The sequence below is a fragment of the Microbacterium sp. MYb45 genome, assembly GCF_002979655.1.
Taxonomy (GTDB): domain Bacteria; phylum Actinomycetota; class Actinomycetes; order Actinomycetales; family Microbacteriaceae; genus Microbacterium.
This window is the reverse complement of sequence record NZ_PCPG01000011.1, coordinates 1-17,112: the sequence shown is the minus strand read 5'-3', so window position 1 is coordinate 17,112 and position 17,112 is coordinate 1. Positions and strand designations below refer to the sequence as shown.

The window sequence follows — 17,112 nt, the reverse complement described above, 5'->3', positions numbered from 1 at the left end:
TAGTCAGCGCCGCCCTGGCTATCATGGCGCCATGACCACCGAACGCAACTGGGCAGGCAACCTCACGTACCGGGCCTCGACGATCGCGCACCCGGGGACGGTCGACGAGCTCGGTGCTCTGCTCGGCCAGGGCGGACCGGTGCGCTTCCTCGGGTCGCGGCACTGCTTCAACGACATCGCCGACACCGACGGTGTGCTCATCGCGCTCGACTGTCTGCCCGCGGTGTTCGAGGTGAACACGAACCGCACGGCCGTGAAGGTCGCAGGCGCCGCCCGCTACGGCGACATCGCGCCGCTGCTCGAGGCCGAGGGGCTCGCGCTCGCCAACCTCGCCTCGCTGCCGCACATCTCGATCGCCGGTGCGGTCGCCACCGGGACGCACGGTTCGGGTGACGCGATCGGCTCGCTCGCGAGCGCGGTCCGGGGCCTGACGATTCTCACGCCCTCAGGCGAGACGCGCACGCTCGAGCGCGGCGACGCCGACTTCGACGGTGCGGTCGTGAGCCTCGGCGCGCTCGGCGCCGTGCTCGACGTGACGCTCGACGTCGAGCCGACCTACGAGGTCGCCCAGCACGTGTTCGAGCGGCCGGACTGGGACGCCGTGCTCGCCGACTTCGACGACGTGACTTCCATCGGCACCAGCGTGAGCCTGTTCTCGACCTGGGAGCGCACCGACTTCGTCGACCAGATCTGGGTCAAGCAGCGGCAGCCCGAGGCGCGCGAGGCCGCGCGGGAGTCGCTGTTCGAGAAGCTCGGCGCGGTGCCGGCGGTGAGCAAGCGGCATCCGATCCTCGGCGTCGACCCGGTCGCGTGCACCGAGCAGCTCGGGGTGTCGGGACCGTGGTTCGAGCGGCTGGCGCACTTCAAGCTCGAGTTCACGCCGTCGGCCGGCGCTGAGATACAGAGCGAGTACCTCGTGCCCCGGGCGGATGCGGTCGCCGCGATCCAGGCCGTGCGCACGCTCGCCGGGCAGATCGCGCCGCTGCTGCTCGTGAACGAGATCCGCACCGTGCGCGCGGACGACCTGTGGCTCAGCTCGTCGTACGGGGCGGATGCCGTCGGCCTGCACTTCACCTGGAAGCCCGACGAGGCCGCGGTTCGCGCCCTGCTCCCGACGATCGAGGCTGCGCTGCCCGAGTCCGCCCGCCCGCACTGGGGCAAGGTGTTCACGCTCGACGGTGCCGAGACGCGCTCGCGGTACTCGCGATGGGACGACTTCGCCGCGCTCGCCGTCCGCTACGACCCCGAGCGCCGCCTGGTGAACCCGTACCTGGAGCGCCTCGGACTGTAGGCGGAGGTCGTTGCACCCCCTGGGTTGTTCTCGGTAACATTCACCGGAGCAGCCGACGGAGGTGCGCATGGTGAACGTCGGCTCGGACAAGCCCAACATCCGGCAGGTCGCGACGATCGCCGGGGTGTCGCACATGACCGTCTCCCGGGTGCTGAACGACCACCCCAACATCAAGCCCGACACCCGGCGGCGCGTGCTCGAGGCGATCGAAGAGCTCGACTACCGCCCCAACCTGGTCGCCAGAGCGCTGGCCACCCAGCGCACGCAGCGCATCGGCGTGATCGTCGAGAGCGCGGTGGCGTACGGCCCCACGAGCATCCTGCGCGCGGTGGAGATGTCGTCGCGCGCGGCCGGCTACTCGGTCACGCCGATTGCGCTCCATGAAGGTGACACGCTCACCCCGCAGGAGGCGGTGGACCACCTCGTCACGCAGGGCGTCGATGCCCTCTGCGTGATCGCTCCGCGCTCGTCGTCCGTGGCCGCGCTGCGAAGGATCGCGATCAACGTGCCGATGCTCGTCGTCAAGGCCGATGCGGACCCGACCTTCCTCACGGTGTCGATCGACCAGCACGCCGGGACCACCCTCGTGGTCGATCACCTCGTCGCGCTCGGACACCGCGACATCCTGCACATCTCCGGACCGCTGGACTGGCTGGACGCGCGCGCCAGGGAGCGGGCGTTCCACTCCCGAGCCAAGTCGTGGGGCATCCGCGAACGGCCGATCGTCGTGGGGGACTGGTCCGCCGACTTCGCCTATGACTTCGCGAGGGGTCTGCAGCGGCTCCCCGACTACACGGCCGTGTTCGCGGCCAACGACGACATGGCGATCGGGCTCATCCACGGCCTGCACGACAAGGGCTTCGATGTGCCGAACGACATCAGCGTCGTCGGCTTCGACGACGTGCCGCTCGCTCGCCACTTCGTTCCGCCCCTCACGACCGTCCGCCAGGATTTCGGGGCTCTCGGCATTGCCGTCGTCGAGATGCTCCGTGCCGCGATCGAGGGGCGCGAGATCCCGGCGCTGACCCGGATCCCGACCGAGCTGGTGCCGCGCGCCTCGTCGGCCGCCCCGCGGGAGGGGCGGTGAGCGCCGAGCACACCCCGGAGCCGCTCGTCCGGCTGCAGGGGATCACGGTCGAGTTCCCGGGGGCGCGGGCGCTCGACGATGTCGACTTTCGGCTCTTCCCCGGCGAGGTGCATGCCGTGATGGGAGAGAACGCGGCCGGTAAGTCGACCCTGGTCTCGGTGCTGACGGGTACGCGCGCCCCCGATGCCGGAGCCGTCTTCGTCGACGGTGAACCGCGCCGGTTCGGTGGTGTCGCCGACAGTCGTGCCGCCGGCATCGCCACGGTGTTCCAGGAGACGCAGCTGGCCCCGAATCTCAGCGTCGCCGAGAACGTCATGCTGGGCCGCGAGCGTCGCGGGTACTTCGGCATCGACTGGAAGCGCACGCGAGCGGATGCCGCGGGTGCCCTGGCGCGATTGGGGCTCGACGACCTCGATCCGAAGACACCGCTGTCGATGCTGACGCCGGCGCAGAAGCAGCTCGTCGCCTTGGCCCGCGCCGTCGTGGACGACCCGAGGGTCCTGGTCCTCGACGAGCCGACCTCGAGCCTCGACCAGGAGGAGGTCGCCACGCTCATGCGGGTGATCCGCGGTCTGCGGGAGCGCGGGGTGGCCATCCTCTTCATCACGCACTTCCTCGAGCAGGCCTTCGCGATCAGTGACCGGATGACGGTGCTGCGCGGTGGTCGGCGGATCGGCGAGTATGCCACGCGGGACCTCGAGCGGGCGGACCTCATCTCGAAGATGCTCGGCAAGGACCTCGACGGGCTGCGGGCACTCGGCTCGGAACGCAAGGCGCATCACTACGCCTCGGACGGAGAGCCCGCGATGCGCGCCACGGACGTCGGGCGGCGGGGCGAGTTCGAACGGACCGACTTCGAGGTGCAGCGGGGCGAGATCGTCGGTCTGGCCGGCCTCCGCGGATCCGGACGCTCGGAGCTCGCGGCACTCCTCAGCGGCACGACGCGGACCGATAGCGGCGAACTGTGGGTGGACGGCGAACGCGTGGAACTGCGCAGTCCGTCGGCCGCGCTGCGCCATCGCATCGCGCTGTCGGCCGAGAGCAGACGCACGCAGGGCATCATCGGTGATCTGACCGCCCGGGAGAACATGATCCTGTCGCTGCAGGCGCTGCGCGGCTGGGCGCGGCCGCTGTCGGCGGCCGAGGAGGCGGCGATCGTCGACACCTATGTCGAGGCGCTGCATCTGTCTCCCGCCGACCTCGACAGACCGGTCAAGCTGCTCTCCGGGGGGACGCAGCAGAAGGTGCTGCTGGCGCGCGCGCTCGCCGTGCGCCCGCACGTGCTCATCCTCGACGAGCCGACGCGGGGGATCGACATCGCGGCCAAGCTCGACGTGCAGCGCCGGATCAGTCAGCTCGCGGGCGACGGGGTGGCCGTGGTCTTCATCTCCTCGGAACTGGAGGAGGTCGTGCGCCTGAGCGACCGCATCATCGTGCTGAAAGACCGCGAGAAGATCGGCGAACTCAGTAACGGGCCGGGTGTCACGGTCGACACTGTGGTGGAGATGATCGCCGCGGATCCCGGTCCTGACGCGGAATTGTGATCGGTAACAGAACCTCGCCGCTGGAACATTCCTGATTTTTGGAACAATCCTTGTGTTCCAGAAATTGTTCCCGGTAACATCGCCGCAGGATAGGCAGTGCCGCTGTCCTGCACTCACGCAAGGGACCACGTCAGGTCCACCATTGCCGGGCTGACTACCGGCATCTCAAGGAGGAGAACATGTCCGCGAAGAAGCGCATCCGCATCGCGCTCGGTCTGGTCGCAGCCGGCGCACTCACCATCGGCCTTGCCGCCTGCTCGTCCGGAGGAACCGACGGAGAAGCCGGCGGCGATGGCGGCTCCGACGAGCTGACCACGGTCGGTTTCGTCGCCGTCGGCCCCGAAGGCGCGTGGCGCGAGGCCAACGAGCAGAACATCCAGGACACCTTCACGGAGGACGCCGGATACGAGCTCAAGTACGCCCCCGCCACCAACCTCGACCAGAAGTCGCAGATCGACGCGTTCACGTCGTTCGTCGACGAGGGTGTCGACGTGATCCTGCTGTCGGCGACCGAGGCCTCGGGCTGGGAGGACTCCCTCAAGCGAGCGCAGGAGGCCGAGATCCCGGTGATCCTGCTCGACCGTGGCATCGAGCCCGACGACGACAGCCTCTACGTCACCCGCATCGCCCCCGACAACGTCGAGGTCGCGAAGGAGGTCGGCACGTGGGCGGCCGCCACCTTCCCCGATGGCGGCAACTACGTCGTGCTCGAGGGTCCGGCCGGCGTCGGCGTCGTGAACGAGCGCAACGAGGGCTTCGACGAGGGCCTCGGTGACGCCGCGCTGACGAAGCTCGACGCGCAGACCGCGAACTGGTCGGCCGAAGAGGGCAAGAGCGTCTTCGAGACGATGCTCAAGTCGGCGAACAACGACATCCAGCTCGTGTTCGCGCAGAACGACGAGATGGGCCTCGGCGCCGCGCAGGCGGCCGAAGAAGCCGGCCTCGTCGTCGGCGAAGACGTGAAGATCGCCACGATCGACGGCACCAAGAACGCCATGCAGGCGCTCGCCGACGGTCAGCTCAGCTACGTGCACGAGTACAACCCGCTGTTCGGCGAGACCGCGATGGAGGTCGTCGAGAAGGCGCTCGCCGGTGACGAGGTCGAGTCGTACATCGTCGTCCCGAGCGAGGCGTTCGACTCCGCCGAAGCCGCGCAGGCCGTGCTGGCGGACCGCAAGTACTGAACCCGACGCCGGAGTGATCCGGCACCCCGCCCGGGTGGCGCCCGCAGCGCGCCACCCGGGCACCCGGACGGAGAGACAGTGATGAACGAAGAACTCCCCATCGTCGAGATGCGCGGGATATCGATCGGATTCCCCGGTGTGAAAGCCCTCGACGGGGTCGACTTCCGCCTGTTCCCCGGTGAGGTGCACGCCCTCATGGGGGAGAACGGCGCCGGCAAGTCGACGTTGATCAAGGCCCTCACCGGCGTCTACCGCATCGACTCCGGGTCGATCGTCGTGACCGGCCAGGAGCGCAGCTTCACCGGAGCCGGAGACGCCCAGGACGCCGGCATCTCGACCGTGTACCAAGAGGTCAATCTGGCGCCGAACCTCTCCATCGGCGAGAACGTCATGCTCGGGCACGAGCGCCGCGGTCCGTTCGGCATCAACTGGTCGGCCACTCATCGCGCGGCCACCGAGGCCCTCAGCCGGCTCGGACTCGGACACCTCGACACCCGCCGACCTCTCTCCACCCTCTCGATCGCCCTGCAGCAGCTCGTCGCGATCAGCCGGGCCATGGCGATCAAGGCCAAGGTCCTCATCCTCGACGAGCCCACATCGAGCCTGGATGCCGCCGAGGTCGACGGCCTCTTCACCGTGATCCGCTCGCTGCGCGACCAGGGGGTCGCGATCCTCTTCGTCTCGCACTTCCTCGATCAGGTCTATGCGATCAGCGACCGCCTCACCGTGCTGCGCAACGGCCGTTACGAAGGCGAGTACCTCACCCGTGACCTCGACCGGCACGCGCTCATCTCGACCATGATCGGCAAGGACCTCGACGCGCTGAAGTCGCTCGGCGGCAACCGTCGACGCGCACCCCGTGACGCCGAGGAGAAGCCGCTGCTGTCCGCATCCGGCATCACGCGTCGCGGCGCGGTCGAGCCCACCGACCTCGACATCCGCCCCGGCGAGGTGATCGGCGTCGCGGGCCTGCTCGGCTCCGGACGCACCGAACTCGCCCGGCTGCTCTACGGAGCAGACCGCACCGACGGCGGGACGATCGAGCTGCACGGTCACCGCGTCGAGCTGAAGTCGCCCGCCGAAGCGCTCGCCCTGCGCATCGCGTTCTCGACCGAGAACCGCCGCGACGAGGGCATCGTCGGAGACCTGACCGTGCGCGAGAACATCATCCTCGCCGTGCAGGCCGAGCGCGGCTGGGCGCGGCCCATGCCCCGCAAGGAGCAGGACGCGATCGTCGAGAAGTACATCGCGCAGCTGAACGTGCGCCCCGCCGATCCCGACCGGATGATCAAGAACCTCTCGGGCGGCAACCAGCAGAAGGTGCTGCTCGGCCGCTGGCTGGCGACGCGGCCCGAACTCCTCATCCTCGACGAGCCCACCCGCGGCATCGACGTGGGCGCCAAGGCCGAGATCCAGGAGGCGGTGGCCGAACTCGCGGAAGAGGGCGTCGCCGTGGTCTTCATCTCGTCCGAGCTCGAAGAGGTGGTCCGGCTGTCCGAGCGGATCGTCGTGCTGAAGGACCACCGCAAGATCGGCGAGATCCAGAACGGACCGGACGTCACCGCCCAGGTGGTCGTCGACGTGATCGCCGCGCACGGCGTGGAAGCGGCGGCCGAGACCCTCGACGAAACCGACGGCGCGCTGCCGGATAGCATCGCTCACACCACTGACAAGGAGGCAGCGCGATGACCGCCGCAACCGGCTCCACCATCTGGCGCGACCTGATCCACAAGCCCTTCTTCTGGGGGATCGTCGCCATCGTCGCGCTGCTCGCCCTGAACGTGCTCAAGGACCCGACGTATCTGGCTGTGTCGATCAACCCGAACAACGGCAACCTGGTCGGCAACGTCATCGACATCCTGCGCCAGGCGGCGCCCATCATGATGATCGCCATCGGGATGTCCCTCGTGATCGCCACCGGTGGCATCGACCTCTCGGTCGGCTCGCTCATGGCCGTCGCGGGCGCCGTCTCGATGGAGTTCCTCAGTGCCGCCGACCCGTCGGCCGGGGTGGGGGGAGCACTCGGCGCCGTCGGCCTCGCGCTGCTGATCACCGGTATCCTCGGGGCGGTCAACGGGGTGCTCGTCGCCTACGTCGGGCTGCAGCCGTTCATCGCCACGCTCGTGCTGATGCTCGCCGGGCGCGGCATCGCCAAGGTGATCACCGGCGGTCAGAACACCACGGCGTCCAACGATGCGTTCCGCTGGATCTCGAACGGCTTCGTGCTCGGCATCCCGGTCGTGTTCATCCTGGCGGTGCTGCTGGTGCTCGCCGTCGGCTGGGTCGTGCGCCGCAGCGCCCTCGGCCTCATGATCGAGGCCATCGGCATCAACCCGCGGGCGAGCCGCATGGCCGGCATCAAGCCCAAGGGCCTCCTGCTGACGACGTACATCCTCAGCGGCGTGCTGGCCGGTGTCGCCGGCATCATGTCGGTCGGCAGCGTCATGACCGTCGATATCTCCCGCACCGGGTACCAGCTGGAGCTCGATGCCATCCTCGCCGTCGTCATCGGCGGGGCATCGCTCGCCGGGGGCAAGTTCTCGCTGAGCGGCGCCTTCGTCGGAGCGCTGTTGATCGCGACGCTCGATAAGACCGTCCTCTACCTCGGCATCTCGTCGTCGGCGACGCCGGCATTCAAGGCCATCGTGATCGTCGCGCTGTGCCTGCTCCAGTCCGAACGCGTGCGCAGCTGGTTCCGCAGAAGGCGCCGCTCCGCACCGGTCGAACCGGCCGCACAGAAAGAGGAGGTGTCCGCATGAGCGTGGCGACGGCGGCTCCCGCCCTGAACGAGACCGAGACGCTCCTCGACCGGATCCGACGCGTGATCACCGCGAACCCCTCGGTGCTCCCCACCATCGCCTCGGTGGTCATCTTCGTCGGCATGGTCGTGTTCGGCGAGATCGCCTACGGGCGCATCGTGCAGGCGAACACGCTCTCGAACCTGCTCATCAACAACGCGCACCTGATCGTGTTGGCGGTCGCACTGACCTTCGTCATCCTCACCGGTGGCATCGACCTGTCGGTCGGGTCGATCATCGCGCTGTCCTCGGTGGCCGGGGTGATGCTCTCGAACGCGGGCTGGAACGCGCTCGCCGTGATCGTCGCCATGATCGGGATCGGCGCGGCATTCGGCGTGGTGTCCGGCGTCCTGATCCGATACTTCAACGTGCAGCCGTTCATCGCGACGCTGGCCATGATGTTCCTCGGGCGCGGGCTCGCCTCGCTGCTGAGCACCAAGCCGGAGCGCCTCGGCGAGGACTCTCCGATCCGGTGGATCGGCGTGCAGCTCAAGATCGTCGACGGACCCAAGGTGAACGACCTCGTCATCACGCCGGCCGTGGTGATCGCGGTGATCGTCGTCGCAGTGGCCTTCTTCGTCCTGCACCGCACCCGCACCGGCCGCACGGTGTACGCGATCGGCGGGTCCGAGAGCTCGGCGCTCCTGATGGGGCTGCCGGTGCATCGGACCAAGGTGCTGGTCTACGTGATCAGCGGTTCGCTCGCCGGACTCGCCGCCGTGCTCTACACAGCACGACTCGGCACGGCGCAGAACATCACCGGCATCGGGTGGGAGCTCGACGCGATCGCTGCGGCCGTGATCGGCGGCACGGTGCTCACCGGCGCCTACGGCTACGTGCTCGGGTCGGTCATCGGTGCGCTGGTTCTCGGCCTGATGAACGTGCTGATCACCCGTGACGGCGGCATCCCGCCGGAGATGACGACCATCATCACCGGCGGCATCCTGTTGGTCTTCGTGCTGCTGCAGCGCGCGGTCACTCGGAAGCGGGAGTAGTCCCGGGGGTCAGGCCGTCGGGATCCAGACCCGCATCGTGGACGGACCGCGCTGCGCCCAGTCGTGATACGGGACGAGCAGGGCCTCCGCGACCTCGCCGGAGGCGCGGTTCCGCAACGGCATCCGCACCTGACCTCCGGACTCGACGGGCTCGCCGGCGACCACCGCGTCGACCACATCGGCGCCGAAGTCGAGAGACTCCAGAGCCAGCACCTCGGGGCCGCGCTCGACCACGACCGAGCCGCGCACGGCGTCGACGCGAGGATCGGGGCTCGTCGTGCGCGCCATGAGAGGCAGCGTCAGCTCGACGACATCACCGGCGCGGAAGGCGCGGCGCACCTCGACCACGCCGGGTGCAGCCGGATGCTGCGCGCTCTCGTCGTCGGCGTCGACCCGCACCGTCGCGCCCTCTGCCCACGCCGGCACCCGCAGGGTGAGCGTGAACTCGGCGTCGTCCGCGATCGTCACGCGGATGCCGCCGTCGGCCGGGTATCCGGTCGCGATGTCGAGCGCGATCACGCGTCCGTCGGGCAGCGTGGTGCGTACGGATGCCGGCGCGTACTGATGCAGCTGCACGCCCTCGTCGTCGGCCGTCGCGACATAGGCCGCGAGGCTCGCGAAGGTGCGCGCCACGTTGGGCGGGCAGCAGGAGACCTCGAACCACGGCGCGCGCAACGACGAGGAGGCGCGCTTCGACGTTCCCTCCGGGTCGGCCGGTGCCCCCGGAACCCGCTGGTGCAGGGTGTTCGCGTAGTAGAACGCCCGACCGTCCGGCGCGGGAGACGTCGCGACGACGTTGAAGAGGGTCCGCTCGATGAGGTCGGCGTGCCGGGCGTCGCCGGTCGCGAGCAGCAGCCGCCACGAGAACATGATCGACCCGACTCCGGCGCAGGTCTCGGAGTACGCGCGATCCGAAGGCAGCTCCCAGTCGGCGCCGAACGCCTCGTCCTGGTGGTGCGAGCCCTGGCCGCCGGTCACGTAGGTGCGGCGCTCGACCGTGCGGTCCCACTGCCCGCGCAACGCGTCGAGCAGCCCGTCGTCGGAGCGCTCGATCGCGACGTCGGTGGCACCGGAGGCCAGGTAGTTCGCGCGCACGGCATGCCCGCGCAGGGCATCAGCCGCCCGCACCGGCACGTCGTCCTGGAAGTACTCCTGGCCCCATTCGATCTCGGCGAGCGAACCGCGGCCGTGCCGTTCGACGAACAGGGCCGCTTGGTCGATGAAGCGCTGTTCCCCGAGCGCCCGTCCCAGCTCGGCGAGTCCGACCTCGACCTCGGCGTGACCGCAGATCGCGTCGCGGCCGTCGGCGCCGAACTCGCCGCAGACGAGCTCGGCCGCGCGTCGGGCGACCGCGACGAGTCCGTCGTCGGCATCCGGCCGGGTGCGGTGCCGGGCGACCGCCGCCTGGAAGAGGTGTCCGAGGCAGTACAGCTCGTGGCCCCACTCCAGATCCGACCAGCGCTCGCCCTGCCCCGGGCGCCCGAACTGCGTGTTCAGATAGCCGTCGGTCTCCTGCGCGGCAGCCACCCGCGAGACCACGGCGCGGAAACGCTGCTCGAGCGGGGCATCGGTCGCGGCATCCGTCCGTCCGATCTCCCAGGCGAGGGCCTCGAGGTACTTGTAGATCTCGGAATCCGCGAACTCCCGCCCGCGGCGCCCCTCGGGCAGTGTGCCCGCGGCGGCGAGATCGAAGTTGGGCAGCCAGCCCTCCGACTCCAGGCGCGATTCGATGTGGTCGAGGGTCGCAGTGCCGTTGACGGCCTGGCGTTCGCCCCAGAATCCGCCCGTGATGCGCACGTCGTCGAGGCCGAGGGGGCGCAGGCGCCCGCGCGTGGGAACCACCGGAGCAGCCGGTGCAGTGGTGTCGAACATCGTCATCCCTTGAAGGCGCCGGACATGAAGCCGCGCACGTAGTGTCGTTGGAGGATCAGGAACAGCACGATGCAGGGGAGCGCCAGCACGACGACTCCCGCCTCGGTGGCGCCGTAGTCGACGACACCCTGCACCTGCCCGCGGAGGTTCGCGACCGCGAGCGGCAGTGTCATGCGGTTCGAGTCGTTGATGAGGATCAGCGGCGCCATGAAGTCGTTCCATGCCGTGAGGAACGCGAACAGCCCGACGGTGACGAGTCCGGGCTTGACCGCCGGGAGCAGCACCCGCCACAGGGCGCCCCAGCTGGAGCATCCGTCGACCATCGCCGCCTCGTCCATCTCGCGCGGGATCGATTCGAAAGAGATGCGCATCATGAACATCGAGAACGGCAGCTGGAACATGGTGATCACGAGTGCGACGCCCACCAGCGAGTTCTGCAGGCCGACCGCGTTGAGGATCACGTACAGCGGGATGAGCAGGGTCGCGTACGGCACCATCAGGATCGCGAGGGTCAGCAGGAACAGCGCGTTCTTACCCGGGAACGAGAACCGGGCGAAGGCGTAGCCGCCGAGCAGCGAGATGAACAGGGTCAGGGCGACCGTGAGCACGGAGACGAACAGCGAGTTGCCGAGGTAGACCCAGATGCCCGCCTGGTACTCGCCGAGGGCGGCATAGTTGCCGAACCCCCAGCCGTCGGTCTGGCTCGTGCCCGCCATCGGGCTGACCGACGAGACGCCGGTCCAGATGAGCGGGTAGAGGAAGATCACCGCGAGGGCGGTCGTGAACACCCAGTACGGGATGCCGTAGACGATACGAGCCGCCTTCGAGCGGTAACGCGGAGGGGTGGGCTGGTGTCCCGGCGCGACGATGCTGCGGGTCAGTGTCTGAGACATGCGGGTCAGCTCTCATCCGGACGCCGGAAGGCGCGCAACTGGAAGACGTTGATGACGATGAGCGCGAGGAGCACGATCACCGAGAGGGCGCCGGCGATGCCGAGGCTGTTCTGCCCCTGGAAGGCCACGTTGTAGATCAGCTGCACGACCGTCATCGTGCTGTTGTCGGGGCCGCCCTTGGTGAGGATGTAGAACTGCTCGAACGCGAGCAGCGACCCGGTCACGCACATCACGGTCGTGAGCGCGAACGTCGGCTTCAGCAGGGGGACCGTGATGTAGCGGAAGGTTTGCCAGCGGCTCGAGCCGTCGATGCGCGCGGCTTCGTAGATGTCGTCGGGGATGCCCTGCAGTCCCACGAGCATCAGCAGCATGTAGAAGCCGGCGAAGCGCCACACGATGAGGAAGATCGTCGACCACAGTGCGCCGTCGGGGGTGCCGAGGAAGGTGATGCCCCACGACTTCATGAGTCCGGCGAAGGGCCCGGCGATGGGGGAGTACAGCACGTAGAAGAGCAGCGAGGCGGATGCCAGGCCCAGGGCGCTCGGAATCAGGAACGCCGTGCGCAGGAGGCCCTTCCAGCGGGTCGACTCCTGCACGAGCAGCGCGAGCCCGAGACCCAGGCCGATCAGGAGCACGGTGGTGATGACCGTGTACAGCAGGGTGAAGCGGATGCTGTCCCAGAAGAGACGGTGATTGACGGCATCCACGTAGTTCTCGGGAAAGTTCAACCCCTGGTTCCCGCTGAGCAGCGGCCAGTCGGATGCCGACATCTGCAGCACGAGGATCAGCGGGACCACGAACAGCAGCGCCACGAAGATCGCGGTGGGGGCGGCGTACAGCCACCCCTGCACGGGGCCGCCGAATCCGGTGCGCGCGCGTCGGCGGCGCAGCGGGGGTGCGGTCGAGGTCATCGGGTTCTCTTTCGTCGGAGGCTGTCGCTTTGTCGAGGGGAGCGGCGGGCGGCGCGTCATGGCACCGCCCGCCGGGAGGATCACTGCCCGAGGATGGCGGTGATCTCGTCGTTGTCGGCGTCGACGGAGTCCTCGCCGTTCAGCACCCGGTTTCGCACGAGCGTGAGCCACGGGCTGCCCGGCGCGTTGAACGCCTGCTGGAAGTTCAGAGCCACGGGTGTGCTGCCCTGCGCCGCGACCTCGTTGATCGTGACCAGGCGGGGGTCGGCCGCCGCGTACTCGTTGTCGGCGAGGTCGCCGCGTGAGACCGCGTTGCCGTCCTTGGCGAGCACCTCGACCTGTGCCTCCTCGGACATCATCCAGTCGAGGAAGTTCCAGGCCTGCGCGGACTGCTTCGAGTCCTTCGAGATGCCGATGCCGTCGCCGCCGACGAACGTCGAGACGCCGCCGTCGACACCCGGGATGCCGGCCACGCCCGCGTCGAACTCCAGCGAGGGGAGGAGCGTCGCCGGGAACGGCATCACGCCGACCTTGCCCTCGCTGAAGGCCGCGGTCCAGGTCGGGCCGGTCTCGTCGGTGGAGCTCGGAAGCACCGCGCCCGCCTCTTCCAACTCGGCCCAGGTGTCGTACACAGCCTGAGCCGAGTCGCCGTTCAGCAGCGATTCGGTGCCGTCGTCGCTCATGACCTCTTCGCCGGAGGCCCAGACCGAGGGGAACCAGGTGAAGACCAGGCAGCCGCCGCAGTTCAGGCCCGTGGCGGTGCCGTAGGTGTCGGGCTTGTTCAGAGCCTGCACCGCCTGCGCGGCCTCGGAGAACTCTTCGAGCGTCGCCGGCGCCTTCTCGGGGTCGAGGCCGGCCTCGGCGAACAGCTCCTTGTTCCAGAACAGCATCGAGAGGTCGAGCGCGAACGGCAGCACGTACTCCTTGTCGTCGACGGTGCCGGCGTCGAGGTGGCCCTGGTTGATCTCGTCCTTGAAGTCGAGGCCGTCGATCTGGGTCGAGAGGTCGGCGAAGAGGCCCTGTTGCGCCCAGTTGGGCACGTAGACGATGTCGGCCGCGAAGAGATCGGGGAGTCCGCCGGACCCGGCGGCGGCGCCGACCTTGGCGACGTAGTCGTCGTTGGGGACGACCGTGAGCTCGACCTGGTTCTCGTGCGAGTCGTTGTACGCATCGACGAGCAGTTTGGCCTGGCGTTCGATGGGAGCGCGGGTCCAGAGCGTCAGCGTCGACCCGTCGTCGACGCCTCCCGCGGGGATCTCCTCGGTCGGGCCGGCGGTGTCGTCGCCGGCTGCGCAGCCCGCCAGTGGGACGGCGAGCAGGCCGGTGACGGCGAGGATGGTGGCCGTGCGGCGGAACGCACGGCGTCGGGTGGTGTGCATGGGATTGCCTCCAGGACTCTTCGGTGAGTGGATGCGGTCGGCGAGCGACGGCAGTGTCGAGCTGAGGTGCAATTTCGAAAACTCCGAAACCGCTTTCGAAAGGTATATCGTGAATGAAGCGCGGCGGTCAAGCATCGCTCCGATAACCTTTCAGAAACGTTCAGGGGGCGAGATGGTCAGCAGTGGCGACATGGCGGGCAAGGCGGCGACGCTCAGCGACGTGGCACGGCATGCCGGCGTCTCGATCGCCACGGCATCGAAGGCGCTCAACGACCGCGGTGATGTCGCAGTGGCCACCAAGGCCCGGGTCGTGGCCGCCGCCGCAGAGCTCGCGTTCACCCCGAATGCGATGGCCCGAGGGCTCCTCGCCGGACGCACCGGCACGGTGGGACTGCTCACCAGCGACCTAGAAGGCCGCTTCATGATCCCGATCCTCATGGGGGCGGAAGACGCCTTCGGTGCGGGGCGCATCAACGTGTTCCTCTGCGACGCCCGCGGCGACGCGATCCGCGAGCAGCATCACCTGAAAGAGCTGTTGAGCCGACGCGTCGACGGCATCATCGTCGTCGGACGGCAGACCGACCCGCGTCCCTCGCTCGGGCAGGACATCCCGGTTCCGGTCGTGTACGCGTACGCGCCGTCCGACGATCCGCGTGACCTGTCCCTCACTCCCGACAACTATGCGGGAGGGCGCCTCGCGATCGAGCATCTGCTCTCGTGCGGGCGCCGACGCATCGCGCACATCTCAGGTGAGCCCTCCTACGCCGCGGCGCAGGATCGTCTCGCCGGTGCCCGGTCGGCGCTCGCCGAAGCCGGACTTGAGTTCGTCGGCGATCCGATGCTCTCGGAATGGACCGAGCACTGGGGTCGGGATGCCGGAGCGCTGCTGCTGCAGCGGCACCCGGACATCGATGCGGTGTTCTGCGGGTCCGACCAGATCGCGCGCGGTGTACTCGACTCGGCGCGGGATCTCGGGCGCTCGGTGCCCGATGATCTCGCCGTCATCGGCTACGACAACTGGGAGGTGCTGGCGACCAACGCCCGCCCGGAACTGACGAGCATCGACGCGAACCTGCAGCAGCTCGGGCGTCAGGCGGCGCAGCGCGTGTTCGACGCGATCGACGGCGTCGACATCGGTGAGGGCTCGCACCATCTGCCCGTGCGCCTGGTGATCCGCGGGTCGACCATCGCCCGGCGCTGACCCGTTCGAGATCCTTCGGCAGGCTCGGCGTCTCCGACGCTGCCGGCGTCACACGTGGTCGCGCCAGGAGTGCTGCGGGTCGTAGCCGAGCACGCGGCGCGCCCGGTCGATCGACAGCAGCGTCTCGTTCGGGCCGAACTCGCGGCGCTTCGGCACGTCGGGGAACACTTCGGCGAGCAGTTCGTCGTTGGGCCGCGACATCACGGTGTCGGCCGCCGCGATGATGAACCGATCGAATCCGGGGGCTGCGACCTCCAGCGCCCGCTGCACCGCCTGGGCGCCGTCGCGGGCGTCGATGTAGCCCCACAGGTTCCACTTGCGCTGCAGGGCGTCGGCGTCGAACGAGGGGAACTCGGCGTAGTCCTCGGGGACCATCACGTTCGAGAACCGCAGGGCCGTGATCGACAGGTCGGGGTGCCAGCGCACGAGCTCGGTCGCGAGCTGCTCCTCGAGCGTCTTCACGAGCGAGTACACGGATTCGGGGCGCGCGGGATAGTCCTCGTCGACCGGCACGTAGGGCGGCGGCACGTCGAACGGCAGCCCGAGCACCGTCTCGCTCGAGGCGTACACGATGCGTCGGATGCCGAGGCGCACGGCGGCCCAGAACACGTTGAACGTGGCCGGCATGTTGTTGTGGAAGGTCGCGACGTCGGTGCGGATGCCGGGGGCCGGGATCGCCCCGAGGTGCACCACCGCGTCGATGCCGTCGTGCCTGTCGCCGACCGCCGTGAACGCGTCGACGACCTGGCCGTAGTCGGTCAGGTCGACCTGCACGAAGTCGGGGCCGCGGGTGCCGGTGAGGTCCATGCCGATGACGTCGTAGCCGTTCGCGCGGAGTTCGCGGGCGACGACGCGGCCGAGCTTGCCGGAGGAGCCGGTGAGAGCGATGCGCATGTCACCAGAGTGCCACGGCGGCGGGCCGAGTGGACCGGGCGTCGTACACTCGTCGGCGTGAGTGACACGAGCAGCGGCCGCAGCCGATCCATCGGCGTCCGCGACGTCGCCGCCCGCGCAGGCGTGTCCCGGCAGACCGTGTCGCGGGTGCTGAACGACCACCCCGACGTCGCCACCGACACCAAGGAGCGCGTGGTCGCCGCGATGGCGGAGCTCGGCTACCGCATGAACAACGCCGCCCGGGCGCTGGGCACCCGGCGCTCGCGGACCCTGGGGGTTCTGGCCTCGGATGCGCTGCAGTACGGGCCCTCGCGCAGCCTCGCCGCGCTGGAGGCTTCGGCCCGCGAAGCCGGGTACTGGGTGAGCGCGGCCTTCGCGGATGCGGCGGATGTCGGAGCCGTCGTCGCGGCGGTCGACCACCTCGTCGTGCAGGGGGTGGAGGGGATCGTCGTCGTCGCCCCCCACGCCCAGACGCTGGAGGCGCTCGCCGCGCTGCGCATCGACGTGCCGGTCGTGACACTGCACTCCGCCGGCCTCGGTACGACGGGACTCTCGGTGGATCAGGCGGCGGGTGCACGGTTGGCGGTCGCCGCGCTCGCCGATGCCGGACACACCCGCATCGCGCATCTCGCGGGACCTGCGGACTGGCTCGAGGCGGAGTCGCGCGCCGAGGGTTTCGCCGCGGAGCTCGCCGCTCGCGGGTTGACGCCGGGGCCGGTGATCGCGGGGGACTGGTCGGCCGGATCGGGGTACGCGGCGGTCGAGGCGGTTCGCGACTCTGGGGTCACGGCGGTGTTCGCGGCGAACGATCAGATGGCGCTCGGGCTGCTGAGCGCCCTGCACGAGGCGGGGCTCACGGTTCCGGGCGACGTCAGCGTGGTCGGGTTCGACGATGCGCCGGATGCCGCGTACTACTGGCCGCCGCTCACCACCGTGCGGCAGGACTTCGAGGAGCTCGCGCGTCGGGCCGTCGCCGCCGCGATCGGCGGAACCGCGACCGCGGCATCCGCTCTCGCCCCCGTGGCGCCGGTGCTGGTCTCCCGCGCCTCCGTCGCCCCGCCCC

Annotated in this window: 14 protein-coding genes; 9 read left to right on the top strand and 5 right to left on the bottom strand. The window is 69.3% G+C overall.

Annotated elements, in window-relative coordinates; all coding sequences use genetic code 11:
- The first annotated feature begins 31 nt into the window (after positions 1 to 31).
- The 7 genes from CQ034_RS15020 (at position 32) to CQ034_RS14990 (ending at position 8,899) form a co-directional block, all read left to right on the top strand.
- Positions 32 to 1,291 (top strand): D-arabinono-1,4-lactone oxidase, encoded by a 1,260-nt coding sequence (locus tag CQ034_RS15020; protein ID WP_105711676.1) that lies wholly within the window; start codon positions 32 to 34, stop codon positions 1,289 to 1,291.
- A 67-nt stretch (positions 1,292 to 1,358) separates the two neighbouring features.
- Positions 1,359 to 2,378: a LacI family DNA-binding transcriptional regulator gene (locus CQ034_RS15015; protein ID WP_105711675.1), complete on the top strand. Its 1,020-nt coding sequence runs from the start codon at positions 1,359 to 1,361 to the stop codon at positions 2,376 to 2,378.
- A complete protein-coding gene (locus CQ034_RS15010; RefSeq protein ID WP_105711674.1) occupies positions 2,375 to 3,922 on the top strand; it encodes a sugar ABC transporter ATP-binding protein in 1,548 nt (515 codons plus the stop codon). The genes CQ034_RS15015 and CQ034_RS15010 overlap by 4 nt, the downstream gene beginning before the upstream one ends.
- 179 nt (positions 3,923 to 4,101) lie before the next feature.
- Positions 4,102 to 5,106: a substrate-binding domain-containing protein gene (locus CQ034_RS15005; protein WP_105711673.1), complete on the top strand. Its 1,005-nt coding sequence runs from the start codon at positions 4,102 to 4,104 to the stop codon at positions 5,104 to 5,106.
- A gap of 81 nt (positions 5,107 to 5,187) precedes the next feature.
- A complete protein-coding gene (locus CQ034_RS15000; protein WP_105711672.1) occupies positions 5,188 to 6,795 on the top strand; it encodes a sugar ABC transporter ATP-binding protein in 1,608 nt (535 codons plus the stop codon).
- Positions 6,792 to 7,865, top strand: coding sequence for an ABC transporter permease (locus CQ034_RS14995; protein ID WP_105711671.1), 1,074 nt, complete (start codon positions 6,792 to 6,794; stop codon positions 7,863 to 7,865). Before CQ034_RS15000 ends, CQ034_RS14995 begins: the two co-directional genes overlap by 4 nt.
- A complete protein-coding gene (locus CQ034_RS14990) occupies positions 7,862 to 8,899 on the top strand; it encodes an ABC transporter permease (protein ID WP_105711670.1) in 1,038 nt (345 codons plus the stop codon). The genes CQ034_RS14995 and CQ034_RS14990 overlap by 4 nt, the downstream gene beginning before the upstream one ends.
- Positions 8,900 to 8,908: 9 nt before the next feature.
- Here the strand turns inward: CQ034_RS14990 and CQ034_RS14985 are convergent, their stop codons facing one another.
- From CQ034_RS14985 to CQ034_RS14970, 4 genes are all read right to left on the bottom strand, one after another.
- A complete protein-coding gene (locus CQ034_RS14985) occupies positions 8,909 to 10,777 on the bottom strand; it encodes a beta-L-arabinofuranosidase domain-containing protein (protein WP_219860800.1) in 1,869 nt (622 codons plus the stop codon).
- Positions 10,774 to 11,664, bottom strand: a complete 891-nt coding sequence (locus CQ034_RS14980; protein WP_105711668.1) for a carbohydrate ABC transporter permease — start codon at positions 11,662 to 11,664, stop codon at positions 10,774 to 10,776. Before CQ034_RS14980 ends, CQ034_RS14985 begins: the two co-directional genes overlap by 4 nt.
- A gap of 5 nt (positions 11,665 to 11,669) precedes the next feature.
- Positions 11,670 to 12,575: a carbohydrate ABC transporter permease gene (locus CQ034_RS14975; RefSeq protein ID WP_029264422.1), complete on the bottom strand. Its 906-nt coding sequence runs from the start codon at positions 12,573 to 12,575 to the stop codon at positions 11,670 to 11,672.
- An 80-nt stretch (positions 12,576 to 12,655) separates the two neighbouring features.
- Positions 12,656 to 13,954 carry a sugar ABC transporter substrate-binding protein gene (locus CQ034_RS14970; protein ID WP_105711667.1) on the bottom strand — a complete coding sequence of 433 codons (1,299 nt, stop codon included), beginning with the start codon at positions 13,952 to 13,954 and terminating at the stop codon, positions 12,656 to 12,658.
- A gap of 172 nt (positions 13,955 to 14,126) precedes the next feature.
- Here CQ034_RS14970 and CQ034_RS14965 point away from each other — a divergent pair, with 172 nt between their 5' ends.
- Positions 14,127 to 15,155 carry a LacI family DNA-binding transcriptional regulator gene (locus tag CQ034_RS14965; protein ID WP_105711666.1) on the top strand — a complete coding sequence of 343 codons (1,029 nt, stop codon included), beginning with the start codon at positions 14,127 to 14,129 and terminating at the stop codon, positions 15,153 to 15,155.
- 48 nt (positions 15,156 to 15,203) lie between these two features.
- On the opposite strand, the gene CQ034_RS14960 is transcribed toward CQ034_RS14965, so the two are convergent.
- Positions 15,204 to 16,049: an NAD(P)-dependent oxidoreductase gene (locus CQ034_RS14960; RefSeq protein WP_105711665.1), complete on the bottom strand. Its 846-nt coding sequence runs from the start codon at positions 16,047 to 16,049 to the stop codon at positions 15,204 to 15,206.
- A 57-nt stretch (positions 16,050 to 16,106) separates the two neighbouring features.
- Here CQ034_RS14960 and CQ034_RS14955 point away from each other — a divergent pair.
- The coding region (locus CQ034_RS14955; RefSeq protein WP_105711664.1) for a LacI family DNA-binding transcriptional regulator at positions 16,107 to 17,112 on the top strand (1,006 nt) is incomplete at its 3' end.

Bases quoted from the DNA above. Each gene is read 5' to 3' on its own strand.
- CQ034_RS14990 (WP_105711670.1), top strand. From the start codon at position 7,862: ATGAGCGTGGCGACGGCGGCTCCCGCCCTGAACGAGACCGAGACGCTC.
- CQ034_RS14975 (WP_029264422.1), bottom strand. From the start codon at position 12,575: ATGACCTCGACCGCACCCCCGCTGCGCCGCCGACGCGCGCGCACCGGA.
- CQ034_RS15015 (WP_105711675.1), top strand. From the start codon at position 1,359: ATGGTGAACGTCGGCTCGGACAAGCCCAACATCCGGCAGGTCGCGACG.
- CQ034_RS15000 (WP_105711672.1), top strand. From the start codon at position 5,188: ATGAACGAAGAACTCCCCATCGTCGAGATGCGCGGGATATCGATCGGA.
- CQ034_RS15005 (WP_105711673.1), top strand. From the start codon at position 4,102: ATGTCCGCGAAGAAGCGCATCCGCATCGCGCTCGGTCTGGTCGCAGCC.
- CQ034_RS14970 (WP_105711667.1), bottom strand. From the start codon at position 13,954: ATGCACACCACCCGACGCCGTGCGTTCCGCCGCACGGCCACCATCCTC.
- CQ034_RS15020 (WP_105711676.1), top strand. From the start codon at position 32: ATGACCACCGAACGCAACTGGGCAGGCAACCTCACGTACCGGGCCTCG.
- CQ034_RS14965 (WP_105711666.1), top strand. From the start codon at position 14,127: ATGGTCAGCAGTGGCGACATGGCGGGCAAGGCGGCGACGCTCAGCGAC.
- CQ034_RS14985 (WP_219860800.1), bottom strand. From the start codon at position 10,777: ATGACGATGTTCGACACCACTGCACCGGCTGCTCCGGTGGTTCCCACG.
- CQ034_RS14980 (WP_105711668.1), bottom strand. From the start codon at position 11,664: ATGTCTCAGACACTGACCCGCAGCATCGTCGCGCCGGGACACCAGCCC.
- CQ034_RS14960 (WP_105711665.1), bottom strand. From the start codon at position 16,049: ATGCGCATCGCTCTCACCGGCTCCTCCGGCAAGCTCGGCCGCGTCGTC.
- CQ034_RS14995 (WP_105711671.1), top strand. From the start codon at position 6,792: ATGACCGCCGCAACCGGCTCCACCATCTGGCGCGACCTGATCCACAAG.